General features: G+C 43.0%; 14 protein-coding genes, 1 tRNA gene, 2 rRNA genes, 1 other RNA gene and 1 other annotated feature (2 of these 19 cut by a window edge). Of the genes, 6 read left to right on the forward strand and 12 right to left on the reverse strand.

What is annotated here, in order from left to right; all coding sequences use genetic code 11:
* The 4 genes from GFC28_RS12890 to tadA form a co-directional block, all read right to left on the reverse strand.
* Nucleotides 1-108, reverse strand: the 5' end (the start) of a protein-coding gene (locus GFC28_RS12890) for a YbaB/EbfC family nucleoid-associated protein (RefSeq protein ID WP_044745773.1). The gene continues 216 nt to the left of window position 1, outside the view; only the first 108 of its 324 coding nucleotides appear in the window; it begins with the start codon at nt 106-108; its stop codon lies off the left edge, out of view.
* A gap of 20 nt (nt 109-128) precedes the next feature.
* A complete protein-coding gene (gene dnaX / locus GFC28_RS12895) occupies nt 129-1,829 on the reverse strand; it encodes a DNA polymerase III subunit gamma/tau (RefSeq protein ID WP_044745774.1) in 1,701 nt (566 codons plus the stop codon).
* A 127-nt stretch (nt 1,830-1,956) separates the two neighbouring features.
* Nucleotides 1,957-2,221, reverse strand: an RNA gene (ffs, locus tag GFC28_RS12900) — signal recognition particle sRNA large type.
* A 54-nt stretch (nt 2,222-2,275) separates the two neighbouring features.
* Complete coding sequence (tadA, locus tag GFC28_RS12905; RefSeq protein WP_442854562.1) at nt 2,276-2,770, reverse strand: tRNA adenosine(34) deaminase TadA; 495 nt, start codon at nt 2,768-2,770, stop codon at nt 2,276-2,278.
* A gap of 85 nt (nt 2,771-2,855) precedes the next feature.
* Here tadA and GFC28_RS12910 point away from each other — a divergent pair, with 85 nt between their 5' ends.
* The 3 genes from GFC28_RS12910 to GFC28_RS12920 all read left to right on the forward strand — a co-directional run bounded on the left by GFC28_RS12910 (nt 2,856) and on the right by GFC28_RS12920 (nt 5,565).
* Nucleotides 2,856-4,142, forward strand: coding sequence for a glycoside hydrolase family 18 protein (locus tag GFC28_RS12910; protein WP_044745776.1), 1,287 nt, complete (start codon nt 2,856-2,858; stop codon nt 4,140-4,142).
* A gap of 120 nt (nt 4,143-4,262) precedes the next feature.
* On the forward strand, nt 4,263-4,910 hold the full coding sequence (locus GFC28_RS12915) for a deoxynucleoside kinase (protein WP_044745777.1): 648 nt from the start codon (nt 4,263-4,265) through the stop codon (nt 4,908-4,910).
* Complete coding sequence (locus GFC28_RS12920) at nt 4,897-5,565, forward strand: deoxynucleoside kinase (RefSeq protein WP_044745778.1); 669 nt, start codon at nt 4,897-4,899, stop codon at nt 5,563-5,565. The genes GFC28_RS12915 and GFC28_RS12920 overlap by 14 nt, the downstream gene beginning before the upstream one ends.
* A gap of 128 nt (nt 5,566-5,693) precedes the next feature.
* On the opposite strand, the gene GFC28_RS12925 is transcribed toward GFC28_RS12920, so the two are convergent.
* From GFC28_RS12925 to guaB, 6 genes are all read right to left on the reverse strand, one after another.
* Nucleotides 5,694-5,786, reverse strand: a tRNA-Ser gene (locus GFC28_RS12925).
* Nucleotides 5,787-6,037: 251 nt separating this feature from the next.
* Nucleotides 6,038-7,312, reverse strand: a complete 1,275-nt coding sequence (gene serS, locus GFC28_RS12930) for a serine--tRNA ligase (protein ID WP_044745779.1) — start codon at nt 7,310-7,312, stop codon at nt 6,038-6,040.
* Nucleotides 7,313-7,367: 55 nt separating this feature from the next.
* Nucleotides 7,368-7,584 (reverse strand) — a binding site (T-box leader).
* 57 nt (nt 7,585-7,641) lie between these two features.
* Complete coding sequence (gene pdxT / locus GFC28_RS12935) at nt 7,642-8,220, reverse strand: pyridoxal 5'-phosphate synthase glutaminase subunit PdxT (protein ID WP_044745780.1); 579 nt, start codon at nt 8,218-8,220, stop codon at nt 7,642-7,644.
* Nucleotides 8,221-8,238: 18 nt separating this feature from the next.
* Complete coding sequence (gene pdxS, locus GFC28_RS12940; RefSeq protein WP_044745781.1) at nt 8,239-9,123, reverse strand: pyridoxal 5'-phosphate synthase lyase subunit PdxS; 885 nt, start codon at nt 9,121-9,123, stop codon at nt 8,239-8,241.
* Nucleotides 9,124-9,285: 162 nt separating this feature from the next.
* Complete coding sequence (locus GFC28_RS12945) at nt 9,286-10,593, reverse strand: serine hydrolase (RefSeq protein ID WP_369818778.1); 1,308 nt, start codon at nt 10,591-10,593, stop codon at nt 9,286-9,288.
* Nucleotides 10,594-10,992: 399 nt separating this feature from the next.
* A complete protein-coding gene (guaB, locus tag GFC28_RS12950) occupies nt 10,993-12,459 on the reverse strand; it encodes an IMP dehydrogenase (protein ID WP_044745783.1) in 1,467 nt (488 codons plus the stop codon).
* Nucleotides 12,460-12,584: 125 nt separating this feature from the next.
* Here guaB and GFC28_RS12955 point away from each other — a divergent pair, with 125 nt between their 5' ends.
* The 3 genes from GFC28_RS12955 (at nt 12,585) to GFC28_RS18950 (ending at nt 14,781) form a co-directional block, all read left to right on the forward strand.
* Entirely contained in the window at nt 12,585-13,553 is a 969-nt protein-coding gene (locus GFC28_RS12955) for a YaaC family protein (protein WP_044745786.1), read from the forward strand.
* Nucleotides 13,554-13,772: 219 nt separating this feature from the next.
* Nucleotides 13,773-14,330 (forward strand): winged helix-turn-helix domain-containing protein, encoded by a 558-nt coding sequence (locus GFC28_RS12960; protein ID WP_044745784.1) that lies wholly within the window; start codon nt 13,773-13,775, stop codon nt 14,328-14,330.
* Nucleotides 14,302-14,781: an IS630 family transposase gene (locus tag GFC28_RS18950; protein WP_044745785.1), complete on the forward strand. Its 480-nt coding sequence runs from the start codon at nt 14,302-14,304 to the stop codon at nt 14,779-14,781. Before GFC28_RS12960 ends, GFC28_RS18950 begins: the two co-directional genes overlap by 29 nt.
* A 67-nt stretch (nt 14,782-14,848) precedes the next feature.
* Here the strand turns inward: GFC28_RS18950 and rrf are convergent.
* Both rrf and GFC28_RS12975 read right to left on the reverse strand, forming a co-directional pair.
* Nucleotides 14,849-14,965, reverse strand: a 5S ribosomal RNA gene (gene rrf / locus GFC28_RS12970).
* 389 nt (nt 14,966-15,354) lie between these two features.
* Nucleotides 15,355-17,500 (reverse strand): 23S ribosomal RNA (locus GFC28_RS12975); it runs 783 nt beyond the window's last position.

A 17,500-nucleotide genomic window follows, 5' to 3' on the forward strand; every position in this document is an offset into this window, starting at 1 on the left:
TCCCTCTACTTGTTTTTCAGCGAGCTCTTCTTGTGCTTTTTGCATATCTTTTTGCATTTTTTGCATTTGCTTCATCATTTTTTGCATGTTTCCCATTCCACGCATCATGATCAATTCCTCCTTTAAGATTATTCTTTAATTTCGATTAAATCTTCTCCAAACAATCGTTTGGCTTCCGCAATAAGCGGATCCTCCTCCCGCCGAGGTTCTTTGTCTCTTTGCATTCCTTTTTCACGAATAAACTCTTCTCTTATCGCTCCCCATTCTTCATCAGGAACAGCGATCATTTCAACATGACGCTGCGTCAAATCAAACAAAATGGCTTCTACGTTTTCCTTTACTTGGTTCGTATTATCAGCTGCCATTTTACAATGAATTTCGTATTTAAATTTTAAAACAAATGCCTGAGGGCTTGCTGCAACTGGCTCACTTTCCTGCAATAGAGCAGCATGTGATACTTTATTTTGCTTTTTTAAAATATCGAGTACTTCTGCCCAATGGCTTTTAATTAATAATAAATCTTGGTGTGTGGCCTGCTTTAATATTTCATGAATGCGGCCGACAGGCGTTTTATATCCGCTTGTTTTCAATGGTTTTGTCGTTTTTTTCGTTTGGACAGATACAGAATCTTGAGGTGGCGCAGAAATCCCTTGTTCTTTCAAACGAAGCAGCTCTGTCTCCAGATTTTCGATTTTCTTTATCAGATGACGCATGTCTTCTGCTGCAGGTAATGATGGAGACTGGTGCTCTTGATGACAAAGCTTGACTAAAGCAACTTCTAAAAAAATACGTGGATGATTCGTCCATTTCATTTCCTGCTGACTTTTATTTAAAATTTCGATTGTTTCGTAAATAGAGGACACAGGAATCATTTGCGCAAGCTGCTGAAACTCCTGATCCACCAACACCTCTCTTATCATGCCGCTTAAATCTGGAGCTGTCTTGTATAACAGAAGATCTCGATAATAAAAGATTAAATCCTCGATCAAGCGATTTGAATCCTTTCCCTGATCCATAAATTGCTCTAAAAGCCGTAAAGCTTCCGCCACATTTTTTTGGTGAACAGCTCGGACAAGATCAGTCAACATAAAAGAAGATACTGCTCCTGTCATCGAAAGCACATCTTCCAGCAATACTTCTTCTTCGCTGAAGGAAATGGCTTGATCAAGCAAGCTTAATGCGTCGCGCATACCTCCGTCCGCTGCGCGGGCGATTGCAAATAGCGCTTCATCAGAAGCCCTAATATGCTGTGCATCGATCACTTGTCTTAATCTCGAAACGATCGAATGAGGCTGAATTCTACGAAAATCAAAGCGTTGACAACGCGAAATAATAGTAGGCGGAATTTTATGCGGCTCGGTTGTCGCTAAAATAAAAATGACATGCTTTGGAGGCTCTTCTAACGTCTTTAATAATGCGTTAAAAGCACCGATCGAAAGCATATGCACCTCATCTACAATATACACCTTATATCGTACAGAAGTAGGTGCAAATTTTACTTTCTCACGAATATCCCGAATTTCATCTACTCCATTATTGGATGCTGCATCAATTTCTAATACATCTGGAATAGAACCGTTCGTGATGCCAACACAAGCTGGACATTCGTTACATGGCTCAGCTACTGGCGCCCTCTCGCAATTTACAGCCTTCGCCAAAATTTTCGCAGCGCTTGTTTTACCTGTACCACGTGGACCAGAAAAAAGATAAGCGTGGGATATTTTATTTTGAAGCAGGGCACTTTGCAATGTTTTCGTTACATGCTCCTGACCGACAACATCAGCGAATAACTGCGGCCGAAACACACGATATAGCGCTTGATATGTCACAAAAACGGCCCTCCTCTTTTCTCTTATCTTATTTTATTATATAATGTCTTAATCGTTTTTCAAAACACAAAACAAAATAAAAAAACCCACTCTTTGTAAAGAGTGAGATTGACTTATGTATGGTATACCGTGCACCTTCCGTCGATTAGCTGCCCCAAGCGTTGCTTAAGCAGTTAGCTCAGTCCAGGCTCCCCCACGGCACATGGGAGCATCCGCTTACTGCTGCTTCCTTCCGGACCTGACAGGGTTCACGGAATCCCATTGCGTGGGACCCAGACGTCAACACCACTTGCTTAAGACAGACCTCACAACATACTAACCTCGGGAAGGAATTCGGTCTCGCTAGAGCGGATTGCGAGTACAGGGCACCGCTACCTCCCCACTTAGCACGGCAAATATAAGTATATCGTCTTTTTTTAAAAAAAGCAATGAATGCAGATGGTAATTTATTTGGAATGTTCGCCAGTCTTTTCATCTTTCTGTTTTTTTCTGATTCTTAGCTGTCGGAAAAAATCGCTGAGAATACGGCCGCATTCTTCTTGCCGTACACCACCTACCACCTCTGTTTGATGGTTAAACCTGGACTCTTGCAATAAATTCATCAGCGTTCCAGCACATCCTCCTTTTGGATCGCTCGCGCCAAACACCACCCTCTTTATCCTTGAAAGAACAATCGCTCCGGCGCACATCGCACATGGTTCTAATGTGACGTATAGTGTCGCGTCTTCAAGACGCCATGACCCCATCGCCTCACACGCTTGATCAATCGCTAATATTTCAGCGTGAGCAACAGCCCGTTGCTCAGTTTCCCGCAAATTATGAGCGCTTGCAATAATTTCACCATTTTTTACAATAATAGCCCCAATCGGTACCTCTCCTATTTTCTCTGCTTTTTTAGCTTCTTCAATCGCTAACTGCATATAGTACTCATCATTCATGATTAAACCCTCACTAAAATAACCGTCATTTCGCTTTTTTCTTAATCATAAAATATGAAGAAGGAAAGAGGCAACTAGGAGGGAATATATGCAAATTCATGTTATACAGCAAGGACAAACTCTGACGGGAATTGCTCAAGCTTACAATACGACTCCTGAAGAGATTATTCGTGCCAACAAAATTGAAACGCCAAATTCACTCGTTGTGGGCCAAACCGTCGTCATTCCGATTGTTGGGAGATTTTATTGGATAAAATCAGGAGACAGCCTTTGGTCAATCGCTAGACAGTTTCAAACAACACCGCAACAGCTTGCTCAAATCAATCGTATACAGATAAACACCCCTCTACAAATTGGACAGCGTTTATATATTCCACCGCTCCCAAAAAGAAACGCTGAATTTAATGGATATGTCGAACCGCGGACGGCGAACGTGCTTCCTGTTTTGGAGGAAAGTGCGCGGAGTGCTGCTCCATACTTAACATACCTCGCCCCATTTAGCTTTCGTATTCAAAGAGATGGAACATTAAAAGAGCCGCTTCTTAATAACTTTCCTTCTATTGCACGTGCGAATAATGTAACATTAATGATGGTAATCACCAATATTGAAAATGACCAATTTAGCGATGAATTAGGATCTATTATCTTGAATAACGAAGCACTGCAAAACCGATTTCTTGAAAACATCGTTTCTACAGCCAAACGGTATGGTTTTCGTGATATCCATTTCGACATGGAATATTTACGTCCCGCTGATCGAGACGCATATAGTGCCTTTTTACGTAAAGCTAAACAACGATTTAATCGAGAAGGTTGGTTAATGTCAACCGCTCTTGCTCCAAAAACAAGTGCTACACAAAAAGGCCGCTGGTACGAAGCACACGATTATAGAGCTCACGGCCAAATTGTTGATTTCGTTGTGATTATGACCTATGAATGGGGATATAGCGGCGGACCGCCAATGCCCGTTTCACCAATCGGTCCTGTTCGACAAGTATTAGAGTATGCGATCACCGAAATGCCTGCTTCAAAAATTATGATGGGACAAAATTTATACGGCTATGATTGGACGCTTCCATATGTTCCTGGGGGGAAATACGCCCAAGCTATTAGTCCGCAACAAGCAATCCGTCTTGCCAACCGTTATCATGCTGCGATCGAATATGATTCAAAAGCACAAGCCCCTCATTTTCGTTATCGGGACGAAAACGGAAACGATCATCAAGTATGGTTTGAAGATGCTCGTTCCATACAAGCCAAATTTGATTTAGTCAAAGAGCTCGGCTTAAGGGGCGTTAGCTATTGGAAGCTTGGTTTAGATTTCCCACAAAATTGGCTTCTCATCACTGATAATTTCAATGTTATAAAGAGGTAGAAAGCACTTGATATTCAAGTGCTATTTCTTTTATTGATCTCTCCCTTTTCTCTTATTGTATATGCTAAAATAAAACCTGTCTGTCTAAATAGACTTTGAACGATCAAGGAGGGGCGTCACATGGGGATCGTACCGTTTATTGCGGTAGAGGGACCGATTGGGGTTGGAAAAACATCGCTAGCCAAAGCTATTTCTGAACAATTTCAGTATCATTTACTAAAAGAAATCGTTGACGAAAATCCATTTCTCGGGAAATTTTATGAAAACATTGAAGAGTGGAGCTTTCAAACAGAAATGTTCTTTCTCTGCAATCGCTATAAGCAATTAGAAGATATCAATCGCGATTTTCTGAAAAAACAAAAGCCTGTCGTGGCTGATTATCACATTCTAAAAAACCTCATTTTTGCAGAAAGAACATTAAGATATGATCAATATCAAAAATACTTAAAAATATACCACATCTTAACAGATGATATGCCAGAACCTAATATGATCATCTATCTCAATGCGAGTCTCGATACATTGCTACACAGAATCCAGATGAGAGGAAGGAAGATGGAAAAAAATATCGATCCATTGTATTTACATGAACTATCCATTGCGTATGAACGAACAATGAAATTGTTAAAAAAAGAAAAGCCGCACATTCCTATTTTACATTTCGATGGGGACAAGCTTGATTTTGTGCAGCGTAAATCAGATTTACTCTACATATTTGAACAAATCAAAAATGGATTAGAAGGAGTTAACTGCAATGAACTTACGTGAAAAATATCATATTCCGCATGATGCTGTCATTACAATTGCCGGGACGGTCGGCGTCGGAAAATCAACAATGACGAAAGCTCTTGCCAAAGCACTACAGTTTCGCACTTCTTTTGAAAAAGTAGATACAAACCCATATTTGGACAAATTTTATGCTGATTTTCAACGATGGAGCTTCCACTTGCAAATTTATTTTCTTGCCGAACGATTCAAAGAACAAAAACGAATCTTCGAATATGGTGGAGGATTTGTGCAAGATCGCTCCATTTATGAGGATACGGGCATCTTTGCCAAAATGCATTTTGAGAAAGGAACAATGACAAAAGTCGATTATGAAACATATACGAGCTTATTTGAAGCGATGGTGATGACTCCTTATTTTCCTCACCCAGATTTGGTCATTTATTTAGAGGGAAGCTTTGAAGAAATTTTACGGCGAATTCAAGAGCGCGGTCGGCCTATGGAGCAACAAACTCCAATAGAATATTGGAAAGAAATGTATGATCGTTATGAACAATGGATTAATAGCTTTCATGCCTGCCCTGTACTTCGCATTAATATTAATGACTACGATCTATTGGAAGACGATCAATCCATTGAGCCAATTATCGAAAAAATGGCTCACATTCTTCATCAATACCGCTGTTTAAAAAGATAACCGCCTATTCTGAGGCGGTTTTTTATAAAGCGGGCAAAGCGCAAAATAAAAAATTCGTTACAATAAAGTAACGAATCGTTTCGAATAACAATCTCCATTTATGCGCAGTGGTGCTTTAAACGAACTGATGGCGGAGGAGGAGGGATTCGAACCCCCGCGCGCCTCTCGACGCCTCTCGGTTTTCAAGACCGACCCCTTCAGCCAGACTTGGGTACTCCTCCTTATCGACAAGAATTACTCTACCATACGAAAATACATCCGTCAATACTTTTCATCCTTTTCCCCCATATTCGAAATATAAAGAAAATATTCGTGGTACCAGACAAAATTCATTTGCTTGCTATCCTTGTGCTGTGTAAATAGAAACGAACGGCATCAATAAAAAATCACAGTCGGAAGGCAAGCTAGTGACTTGCCTCCGACATTTTAAGTCATCTTTCTATTATTTTTGCCGTTACTCCTGATCCGATAATTATCGGATGACTTCTTTATTTCCCATATAAGGACGCAACACTTTTGGAATCAAGACAGTGCCATCCTCTTGCTGATAATTTTCCAAAATAGCGGCCACTGTCCGGCCAATAGCTAAACCAGATCCATTAAGCGTATGAACGTGTTCAGGTTTCGCTTTTGGATCTCGGCGAAAACGAATATTAGCACGGCGCGCTTGGAATGACTCGAAGTTGCTGCAAGAAGAAATTTCGCGGTAAGTGCCGTAGCTTGGGAGCCAAACTTCGATATCATATTTTTTAGCCGCTGTAAATCCTAAATCACCTGTGCACATGCTCATCACACGATAAGGCAGTTCTAGCAACTGAAGCACCTTCTCAGCATGGCTCGTTAATTTTTCTAGCTCCGCATAAGAGTCCTCAGGCTTCACAAATTTCACAAGCTCCACTTTGTTAAATTGATGCTGGCGAATTAGTCCTCTTGTATCGCGGCCAGCTGAACCGGCCTCTGAACGGAAGCATGCACTATATGCCACATAGTTGAGCGGCAAGTCTTCTGCTGATAAAATTTCGTCGCGGTGCAGATTAGTCACAGGCACTTCTGCCGTAGGAATTAAAAAATAATCCTCGCTTTCAATTCGAAACGCATCCTCTTCAAATTTGGGCAATTGACCTGTTCCTGTCATGCTAGAACGATTTACAATATATGGAGGGAGCACTTCTTCATATCCATGCTCTTCTACATGCAGATCAAGCATGAAACTAATAAGCGCTCGCTCTAACCGAGCACCTAATCCTTTATAAAATACAAATCGGCTTCCTGTCACTTTCGCTGCACGCTCAAAATCCAAAATGCCAAGCTGATCAGCAATTTCCCAATGTGGCTTCGCTTCAAATGAAAACGCACGAGGTTCTCCCCATTTGCGGATTTCCACATTATCCTCTTCAGATTCCCCGATCGGCACAGATTCATGTGGAATATTCGGAATCGAAAGCAATAACATCTCTAACGTCTCTTCGACTTGTCGCAATTCATGATCCAACACTTTAATGCGATCGCCAACTTCACGCATTTCAGTGATCAAATGATCAGCATCTTGCTTTTCCCGCTTTAAAATAGCGATTTGTTGAGATACCTCGTTCCGTTTACTTTTTAGCTCCTCTGCTTTAGCAATGAGCTCCCTCCGCTTCTGATCAAGCTCTTCAAAACGAGTAAAATCCGTTAAATCTTCACCACGATGTTTCAGCTTTTCTTTCACTTCCGCTAAATTCGTGCGCAAAAATTTCAAATCTAACATCTCTTGTTCCTCCTTTTTTGCTCCTAAAATAAAAAACTCTCGTCCCCTTATTAAACCAAGGGACGAGAGTAACCCGCGTTGCCACCCTAATTGAAGACAAAATGTCTTCCACTCAAATTGGTAACGGCTTGACACCGGAAATGCTTACTTGCGTTCAAGCGTTCGGCATTTCGCTCAAGGATGGATTCACAAGCGTTTCCCATCGGTTCGCACCACCCACCGATTCTCTGAAGAGAAACATTCCTGCTACTATTTCCTTTCATCACTTTAACGCTCATTCACTTTTAATAAAAATAATGTACTACAAGGTTCGGCAAGATGCAATGGTTTTATTCCATCGATTCTTTAACCATATTTATAAAATACTGTGTCATTCGATGATCTTCTGTTAATTCTGGATGGAAAGAGCATCCTAAAAATTGTCCCTGTCTCGCAGCGACTATTCGTCCCTCGTGCTTTGCTAAAATTTCTACCTCTTCTCCAACTTCAACAATATGTGGTGCACGAATAAAGACACCAACAAAATCATCAGCGACTCCAGTAATTGACAATTCCGCTTCAAAGCTTTCCCGCTGACGGCCAAATGAATTCCGTTCAACAATAATATCCATTAAACCAAGGTGTGGTTCATCATATCCAACAATACGTTTAGCTAACATAATCAAGCCTGCGCACGTTCCAAAGATGGGTTTCCCTTGTGCAGCAAACTCCTTTAACGGCATTATAAAACCGTATTGATCCATTAGCCGACGCATCGTCGTACTCTCGCCACCTGGAATAATAAGACCATCGATTTCTTGAAGCTGCTCCGTTTTTTTGATGACAGCCGCTTCAGCTCCACACGCTTCAATCGACTGAACGTGCTCTCGGACAGCTCCTTGCAAACCTAAAACGCCAATTTTTATCATCTTAACCTTCTCCCTTGATTACCAGCCGCGTTCTTGCATGCGTTGTTCAGGTAATAACGACGAAATATCGATTCCTCTCATCGCCCCGCCTAACCCTTTAGAAAGATGAGCAATTAGTTCATAGTCTTCGTAATGAGTCGTTGCTTCAACAATCGCACGCGCATATTTCTCCGGATTCTCTGATTTGAAAATACCAGACCCTACAAATACGCCATCTGCTCCTAAGTACATCATTAAAGCAGCATCCGCAGGAGTCGCTACTCCACCCGCTGCGAAATTAACTACAGGTAACCGGCCTAATCGTTTAATCTCAAGCAGCACTTCGAACGGAGCGCCGAGATTTTTTGCTTCTGTCATCAACTCATCTTCGCTCATGCTCACAACTTTACGCACTTGAGCATTCACTTTGCGCATATGGCGGACAGCTTCAACAATATTTCCTGTTCCCGGCTCTCCTTTTGTCCGCAGCATCGATGCGCCTTCAGCAATCCGACGAGCTGCCTCCCCTAAATCTCGACATCCGCACACAAATGGTACGGTAAATTGGCGTTTATCAATATGGAATTCTTCATCAGCAGGAGTCAAAACTTCACTTTCATCAATATAGTCTACCCCTAACGCTTCAAGAACTCTTGCCTCCACATAATGACCAATACGCGCTTTCGCCATTACCGGAATGGAAACAGCTTTCATTACTTCTTCCACTACAGTTGGATCTGCCATACGAGCAACACCGCCTGCAGCCCGGATATCAGCTGGCACGCGCTCCAATGCCATAACCGCTACAGCTCCAGCAGCTTCTGCGATTTTTGCTTGTTCAGCATTTACCACATCCATAATAACGCCGCCTTTTTGCATTTCCGCCATTCCGCGTTTGACACGCTCTGTACCTGTAATAGCCACTTGTGATTCCTCCTAATAACCTCATGTAGTCGTATTTTTTCATGAAAAAAGAAAGAAAAGCGATAAGAAATAATTTAATTACATTTTCTTATTTTACCTCAATTTTTTTTAAAATCACAATAAAAAAAGTAAAAAGCTCCTCCTGCTTGAGGAGGAAGCTTTTTAAAACCAGCCTTTGACCGTCTTTGTCACACTTGTCCAAATATCGCTGAATAAACCGCCGATTCCTCTCATCATCAATACAAATCCATTTGCTTTTTCCACGCTTTGTTTAGCTACAACATCTACCTGTACGGCACTTTTCCCATTTGGTGTCAAATAATCATCATCATTAGCTCCCGTATACCGCACCGTCATGTATCCAACTTTTTCGCCTTTTTTGATCGGTGCTGTTAACTCTCCATCTTTATTGAGCTTTTTCTTGTCAAACACATATACTGGCTTATAGTTTTTGTCTTCCCCATTTTTTATGACAAGAGAAAGGGTTTTTTTCGTGACAACAGCTACTGATTTTTCCTTTCCCTTCGTTACAGGCAAAGTAGCGTCACCTTTTTGTTGATACCCTGCTGGATAAAGTTCTTTTAATGAATAGTTGCTGAACGCATAATCCAATAGCTTTCTCGTTTGCTCGAATCGAGCATTAATGGTCGATTTGCCATTGCTTTTTGCATTCATAACAACCGTAATAAAGCGAACACCGTTTTTCTCCGCCGTTCCTGTAAAGCAGTAGCCAGCAAAATCTGTATATCCTGTTTTCAATCCGTCTACTCCCTCATAGCCATAAACAAGACCTGGCAGCATCCAGTTCCAATTGTCCATTTTAATTTGGTCGTCTGTGCCTTCTCTAAATGTTTTTTTCGTTATGCTCGAGGTTTCTAACACTTCAGGATACTCTTTAAGTAAATGGTAAGCTAACGTAGCAACAGCACGAGCTGACATAACATTTTCTTCGCTTGCTTCTGTCCCTTGTGGATGAAATCCTTGTAAATCTTGATTGCTTAGTCCTGTCGCATTGACAAATTTATAACCTTGTAACCCCAGTTTTTTCGCTTTTTCATTCATCATTTTGACGAAGTTTTCCTCTGAACCGCCTACAATTTCAGCGATAGCAACTGCAGCGGCATTAGCCGAATAGATCGCCATTGCCTCATAAAGCTCACGAACGGTATACTTTCCATCTTTTCTTAGTGGAACATTAGATAGATCACGATCTTGTGACAGACGGTATACATAATCACTTGGTGTATATTCTTGATCCCATTTCACACGTTTTTGTTTCACTGCTTCTAATAACAAATATTCTGTCATCATTTTTGTCATACTTGCGATTCCAAGAACGGTATCAATATTCTTTTGGTACAAAATTCTTCCTGATCCTGCATCAACAAGTATCGCCGCATCCGCTTCAATATTTATCGGATCCTGTGCGGCCTCCACTTTTTTATTCAATGGAAAAACCGTTGCTAGCAGGAACACTAAAACCAATCCTATTATTATACTTTTCTTTCTTTTCACTTTACACCCTCCTTACACAAACGTTATTGTAACATACTCCTATGCAAAAAAATAGACGGAGGAACCTTCCTCCGCTTCAAGCGATCGAAATGCAACTTGGCATGCTAACATTTTCGCTTCTTCTTCGACTAAGCGACTATTTGATTTCGACAGTCAGGTGGCCGAACAACAACGTCTTCCAGATAAATGCATTTGTTGCTCGTCTCTCTGTCACACTTTGGCGTGACGAAGGCAAGTCTATGACTTGCCTCTGACAGTCAAAAAATGGAGCGGTTTCTTTCCAATCGCGCTATAAGTTTCATATAAAGCTTGTCCACTGAAAAAACTACTAATGTTACATCAACAGGCAAATCATTATGAAATGGAATAGTTTGGAGCTTCTTTTGTGATTTGTACATCATGCGGATGGCTTTCCCGCAATCCTGCACCTGTCATGCGAATAAATTGTGACTTCTCGCGCAATTCTTCTAGATTTTTTGTTCCACAATAGCCCATTCCGGATCTTAAACCACCGACAAGTTGATAAATCGTATCGGCAAGCGGTCCTTTATAAGGCACACGGCCTTCGATTCCTTCCGGAACAAATTTTTTATTATCTTCTTGGAAGTAGCGGTCCTTACTTCCTTTTTCCATCGCTGAAACAGATCCCATTCCACGGTACACTTTAAAACGACGGCCTTGATAAATTTCGGTTTCTCCAGGGCTTTCTGTTACCCCAGCTAAAAGGCTTCCAAGCATTACGGCATGAGCGCCAGCTGCTAGAGCCTTCACAATATCGCCTGAATACTTAATTCCGCCATCTGCAATAATTGGAACACCGTATTTGCGCGCCTCTGTCGCACAATCATAAATAGCTGTGATTTGTGGCACTCCTACACCAGCAACAACGCGCGTCGTACAGATCGAACCTGGTCCAATTCCCACTTTGATAATATTAGCCCCAGCCTCAATTAAATCTCTTGTCGCTTCTGCCGTAGCCACATTTCCTGCAATAATATTTAGCTTCGGATACTGTTCGCGGATTTTTCGTACTGTATCAAGAACACCTTTTGAATGGCCGTGAGCCGTATCTACAACAATTACGTCCACATTGGCCTCAACTAATTTTTTTACACGAATCATTGTATCAGCTGTTACCCCAACAGCAGCACCAACTAATAAACGGCCTTTTTCGTCCTTTGCTGAGTTCGGAAACTCAATCACCTTTTCAATGTCTTTAATCGTGATTAATCCTTTCAAAACGCCATTTTCGTCAACAAGAGGCAATTTTTCAACCTTATATTTTTGCAAAATCTTTTCTGCCTCTTCTAAAGTAGTACCTACAGGAGCTGTAATTAGGTTTTCCTTTGTCATGACATCGGAAATTTTTATGGAGTAATCTTGAATAAAACGTAAGTCTCGATTGGTAATAATGCCGACCAGCTTTTGTTCTGTTTCATTATTAACAATTGGAACACCGGAAATGCGATATTTGCCCATCAAGTGCTCCGCATCATATACCTGATGATCTGGAGTCAAAAAGAATGGATCAGTAATTACTCCGCGTTCTGAACGCTTAACTTTGTCTACCTGCTCTGCCTGTTGTTCGATTGACATGTTTTTATGAATAATTCCTAATCCACCTTGGCGAGCCATTGCAATCGCCATTTCTGCTTCAGTAACGGTATCCATCCCTGCACTGATAATGGGAATATTTAACGATAACGTTGGAGTAAGTTGAGTTTTAACATCTACATCTCGAGGCAATACTTCTGATTTTGCAGGAATAAGAAGAACATCATCAAAGGTCAATCCTTCTTTTACAAATTTAGATTCCCACATGTTTTATCCTCCTCATCCGGAAATATTATTAGTAGCTTAACAACTGGTTAAAATACTGTCAAGGAATCAAGAAAATGTTCGATTTTTCTTTCAATTTTATCATTTCAACGAAAGGGGAATGGTCAATGTTACATAGCGAGGAAGTTTGGATGAAATTTTCCTCTTTCCATTCTACAAACATGGTTCAACAATTGTTATACCGTTGTTATTCCAAAGCGGGAAGAGAAGACGCAAAACAAAAAAGTTATGCAAATGGCTACGCTTTTCTTTATTATTTACAGCATGGTCAAAGCTTTTATCTGACAGCTCGAACAGCTCCTCTCTCAATTCAACCTGTCCTTTTATTTTATGGAATGGTCCAGCTTTTAAAAGCTTGTATTCTTACTGTAGATGCTGATTATCCCATGTCATCATCTGTTTTAGCGCATGGTGTTTCAACAAGAAAGCAAAAAAAACAAAATTATAATTTTTTCAATGACGAAGTAAAAGTTCAAAAGCACGGATTGTTTACTCATTTTTCTGAAAAAATGTTCCATGTGAAACATATGGCTGGAGAAAAATTTCAAATGCGTTCTTTATTAAAGCGCATTAGCGAGCTTCACGAATTGTTTGAAGTCTACTATGGGGCTAAGCTATCAAGGAAAGTCCATTACGATCCTTTTCGACAATGCATCCTCATTCCAGTTACTATTTTAGACGATTACCATATGACATTTTCTCATTTCATAAGCCATGTCATTCCAGAATGGCACTGGATTCAAAAAGAATCTGTTGAAATAGAGGGGAATTATATTAAAGCCATTTGTACTGATCAATTAAAATCATTAGAGCATGAACCGTTTATGTTTGATTTGAGCACGAAAACATATCGTCTTCCGACACAACGCGAAGAGATATTTCAAAAACAGGAGGTTATATTTCATTATTTATTATTATATAACTTAAGCATGATCTCTCGATACGAAACAGAATGGTGGAGTGAATTGCTACATTCCTATTCGAGCGAAGCCTATCCATTTATCCATAAGTTTTTATCTGTAACATTTGAAAAAGTCCCTTTTTTATTGTATGAGTATTTAGCTTTAACTAACTGATCGTATTTTGCAACAGTCGGTTGTCGAGATCCATTCATGAGTCCCCGGATCTCTGATCTTGGCCTCTACTACAATAAGTACATGATAAAAAAGTTTGTAGAGCGGCCGTTGACCACCAAATCATTTATATATAAATCCAAGTTCTTTTTTGGGCATACGGTTATCTCGTCTCTGAGCCGTCTACACTGAAAATAGGATAGACGGACAGGAGTGGTAAAGATGAAAACTTGGCAAATTACAGAGACACACGGCTGGACCATTGATACATTACGCCAACAAGAAAAACAATCCAAACACACATGGCAGTACAAGCAAGTGGCTTCCATTCGGATGGTGATGGAAGGATACAAGGGCATTGAGGTTGCTGCTTGCCTCGGTTTGAATCGCAAAAGCGTATTCGAATACGTTCGTCTGTTTTCAGAAGGCGGTCTCGATCAGTGGTTGAGCCGGAACTTCACTTCGCACAAGCCTACCTACTTATCTCGGGAAGAACAAGATGAGTGGATCGCCATCGTGAGTGAACAAACACCATGTGAACTTGGGTTTGCGCAAGAGTCGTACTGGAATACGAAACTGATCCAAACCTTTCTCATGAACCGATTTCATATGGGAATGTCAAGGGAAGGTATTCGCCTCATGGTGCATCGACTCGGCTTTCGCTATACGCGACCGACGTATGTCCTGATCAAAGCTAACGAACAAAAACAACAGAACTTCCAAAGTGAGCTGAACATGATAAAAAAACGTGATGACCGACTCCTGTGTTCTGTTATATGAAGATGAAAGCCCTATCCGTGATGTCCAAACCCTACATGCCACCTGGCAGCCGAAAGGAAAACAAAAACAAGTGCCGGTTTCTGAATCTCAGACGACACTTCACCTGTTTGGCGCGGTGAATCCAGAAGAAGGAGAGGTATTCTGCATGGAAACGGACACGTGTAACACCCAAACATTTCACCAGTTCTTGAAATACTTGCTTCCATGCCATCCGCAAAAGCATCTCATTCTGGTGCTGGACCATGCTCGCTACCACCACGCCCGTGCACTGCGTCCTTTTTTGACTAAACACGAAGACAGGCTGACACTTTTCTTCTTGCCGCCTTACTCGCCTACTCTCAATCTTATGGAACGGAGGTGGAAGTGGCTTAAGGAAGTGGTGCTGTCAAATCGATACGATAAGGACCGTGCAGACTTGCGAGACGGAATGAAATATATGTCCGTTTATTAACTTGGATTTATATATAAACAAAGGACCTGACTAAACGTCACGTTTAGTCAGGTCCTATTGTTTGTTTGCCTAGCAACGTCCTACTCTTGCAGGGGCGTTAGCCCCAACTACCATCGGCGCTGGAGAGCTTAACTTCCGTGTTCGGGATGGGAACGGGTGTGACCTCTCCGCCATCGTCACTAGGCTTGTTATTTCAAACAGACAAGTATTATTATAACGAGCATTTCGCCCATGTCAAGAACTTTTTGGTTCCTTCAAAACTAGATAACAGATCAGAGAAGAAAGGAGGCAGTGCTTTTGCTTTTCTTGATGTCTTGCTCCACTTTTCGTATTGTCTAGTTCCAGCTCGCAGCGCCTCGTGGAAAATCACCTTCCTCCATCGACATGCAAGCATGTCTCGTCGGAAGAATATTTTCCTTCCGGCGCTAAGCGCTCGCTTCCACTTTTCGTATTGCCTAGTTCCGCAAGCTGCCTCCTACGGTCGTTTCCGCTTCTTCTGTCCAAGTCTCCTGACTTGTCCGTCAGAAGCTTGAACGCCCTATGGATGCAAGCGAGCTTGCTCCCCTTTTCGTATTGGTTAAGTCCTCGATCGATTAGTATCCGTCAGCTGCACGTGTCGCCACGCTTCCACCTCGGACCTATCTACCTCGTCATCTTCGAGGGATCTTACTTGCTTATGCAATGGGAAATCTCATCTTGAGGGGGGCTTCACGCTTAGATGCTTTCAGCGCTTATCCCTTCCGCACATAGCTACCCAGCGGTGCCCTTGGCAGGACAACTGGTACACCAGCGGTGCGTCCATCCCGGTCCTCTCGTACTAAGGACAGCTCCTCTCAAATTTCCTGCGCCCGCGACGGATAGGGACCGAACTGTCTCACGACGTTCTGAACCCAGCTCGCGTACCGCTTTAATGGGCGAACAGCCCAACCCTTGGGACCGACTACAGCCCCAGGATGCGATGAGCCGACATCGAGGTGCCAAACCTCCCCGTCGATGTGGACTCTTGGGGGAGATAAGCCTGTTATCCCCGGGGTAGCTTTTATCCGTTGAGCGATGGCCCTTCCATGCGGAACCACCGGATCACTAAGCCCGACTTTCGTCCCTGCTCGACTTGTAGGTCTCGCAGTCAAGCTCCCTTCTGCCTTTACACTCTACGAATGATTTCCAACCATTCTGAGGGAACCTTTGGGCGCCTCCGTTACTCTTTGGGAGGCGACCGCCCCAGTCAAACTGCCCACCTGACACGGTCTCCCACCCCGATCAGGGGTGCGGGTTAGAACTTCAGTACGACAAGGGTGGTATCCCAAGGGCGACTCCGCCAAGACTGGCGTCCTGGCTTCTCTGTCTCCCACCTATCCTGTACATGACGTACCAAAATTCAATATCAGGCTGCAGTAAAGCTCCACGGGGTCTTTCCGTCCTGTCGCGGGTAACCTGCATCTTCACAGGTACTATAATTTCACCGGGTCTCTCGTTGAGACAGTGCCCAAGTCGTTACACCTTTCGTGCGGGTCGGAACTTACCCGACAAGGAATTTCGCTACCTTAGGACCGTTATAGTTACGGCCGCCGTTTACTGGGGCTTCGGTTCGCACCTTCGCTTTGAGCTAAGCGCTCCCCTTAACCTTCCAGCACCGGGCAGGTGTCAGCCCCTATACTTCGCCTTTCGGCTTCGCAGAGACCTGTGTTTTTGTTAAACAGTCGCTTGGGCCTTTTCACTGCGGCTCTCTCGGGCTCAACACCCAAGAGAGCACCCCTTCTCCCGAAGTTACGGGGTCATTTTGCCGAGTTCCTTAACGAGAGTTCTCCCGCGCACCTTAGGATTCTCTCCTCGCCTACCTGTGTCGGTTTGCGGTACGGGCACCTCTCACCTCGCTAGAGGCTTTTCTTGGCAGTGGAGGATCAGGGACTTCGGTACTTGGATTCCCTCGCCATCACGGCTCAGCCTGGACGCCAGACGGATTTGCCTATCTGGCAGCCTAACCGCTTGGACAGGCTATTCCAGCAGCCTGCTCACCCTACCTTCCTGCGTCCCCCCATTGCTCAAACGGTGAGGAGGTGGTACAGGAATCTCTACCTGTTGTCCATCGCCTACGCCTTTCGGCCTCGGCTTAGGTCCCGACTAACCCTGAGCGGACGAGCCTTCCTCAGGAAACCTTAGGCTTTCGGTGCAGAGGATTCTCACCTCTGTTTTCGCTACTCATACCGGCATTCTCACTTCTAAGCGCTCCACCCGTCCTTCCGGTCTGGCTTCGACGCCCTTAGAACGCTCCCCTACCGATGACGTCAGTCATCCCACAGCTTCGGTGATACGTTTAGCCCCGGTACATTTTCGGCGCAGAGTCACTCGACCAGTGAGCTATTACGCACTCTTTAAATGGTGGCTGCTTCTAAGCCAACATCCTGGTTGTCTAAGCAACTCCACATCCTTTTCCACTTAACGTATACTTTGGGACCTTAGCTGGTGATCTGGGCTGTTTCCCTTTTGACCACGGATCTTATCACTCGTAGTCTGACTCCCAAGGATAAGTCATTGGCATTCGGAGTTTGACTGAGTTCGGTAACCCGATGAGGGCCCCTAGCCCAATCAGTGCTCTACCTCCAAGACTCTTCCCTTGAGGCTAGCCCTAAAGCTATTTCGGGGAGAACCAGCTATCTCCAAGTTCGATTGGCATTTCACCCCTACCCACACCTCATCCCCGCACTTTTCAACGTGCGTG

Origin of the sequence: Anoxybacillus sp. B2M1 (assembly GCF_001634265.1) — a bacterium.
GTDB classification, from domain to species: domain Bacteria; phylum Bacillota; class Bacilli; order Bacillales; family Anoxybacillaceae; genus Anoxybacteroides; species Anoxybacteroides rupiense.

What these genes read in the sequence shown, in the direction of transcription:
- GFC28_RS12960 (WP_044745784.1), top strand. Translation starts at nt 13,773, where the DNA reads ATGAAAACTTGGCAAATTACAGAGACACACGGCTGGACCATTGATACA.
- GFC28_RS12920 (WP_044745778.1), top strand. Translation starts at nt 4,897, where the DNA reads ATGAACTTACGTGAAAAATATCATATTCCGCATGATGCTGTCATTACA.
- GFC28_RS12915 (WP_044745777.1), top strand. Translation starts at nt 4,263, where the DNA reads ATGGGGATCGTACCGTTTATTGCGGTAGAGGGACCGATTGGGGTTGGA.
- serS (WP_044745779.1), bottom strand. Translation starts at nt 7,312, where the DNA reads ATGTTAGATTTGAAATTTTTGCGCACGAATTTAGCGGAAGTGAAAGAA.
- pdxT (WP_044745780.1), bottom strand. Translation starts at nt 8,220, where the DNA reads ATGATAAAAATTGGCGTTTTAGGTTTGCAAGGAGCTGTCCGAGAGCAC.
- GFC28_RS12955 (WP_044745786.1), top strand. Translation starts at nt 12,585, where the DNA reads ATGTTACATAGCGAGGAAGTTTGGATGAAATTTTCCTCTTTCCATTCT.
- GFC28_RS18950 (WP_044745785.1), top strand. Translation starts at nt 14,302, where the DNA reads ATGACCGACTCCTGTGTTCTGTTATATGAAGATGAAAGCCCTATCCGT.
- GFC28_RS12910 (WP_044745776.1), top strand. Translation starts at nt 2,856, where the DNA reads ATGCAAATTCATGTTATACAGCAAGGACAAACTCTGACGGGAATTGCT.
- guaB (WP_044745783.1), bottom strand. Translation starts at nt 12,459, where the DNA reads ATGTGGGAATCTAAATTTGTAAAAGAAGGATTGACCTTTGATGATGTT.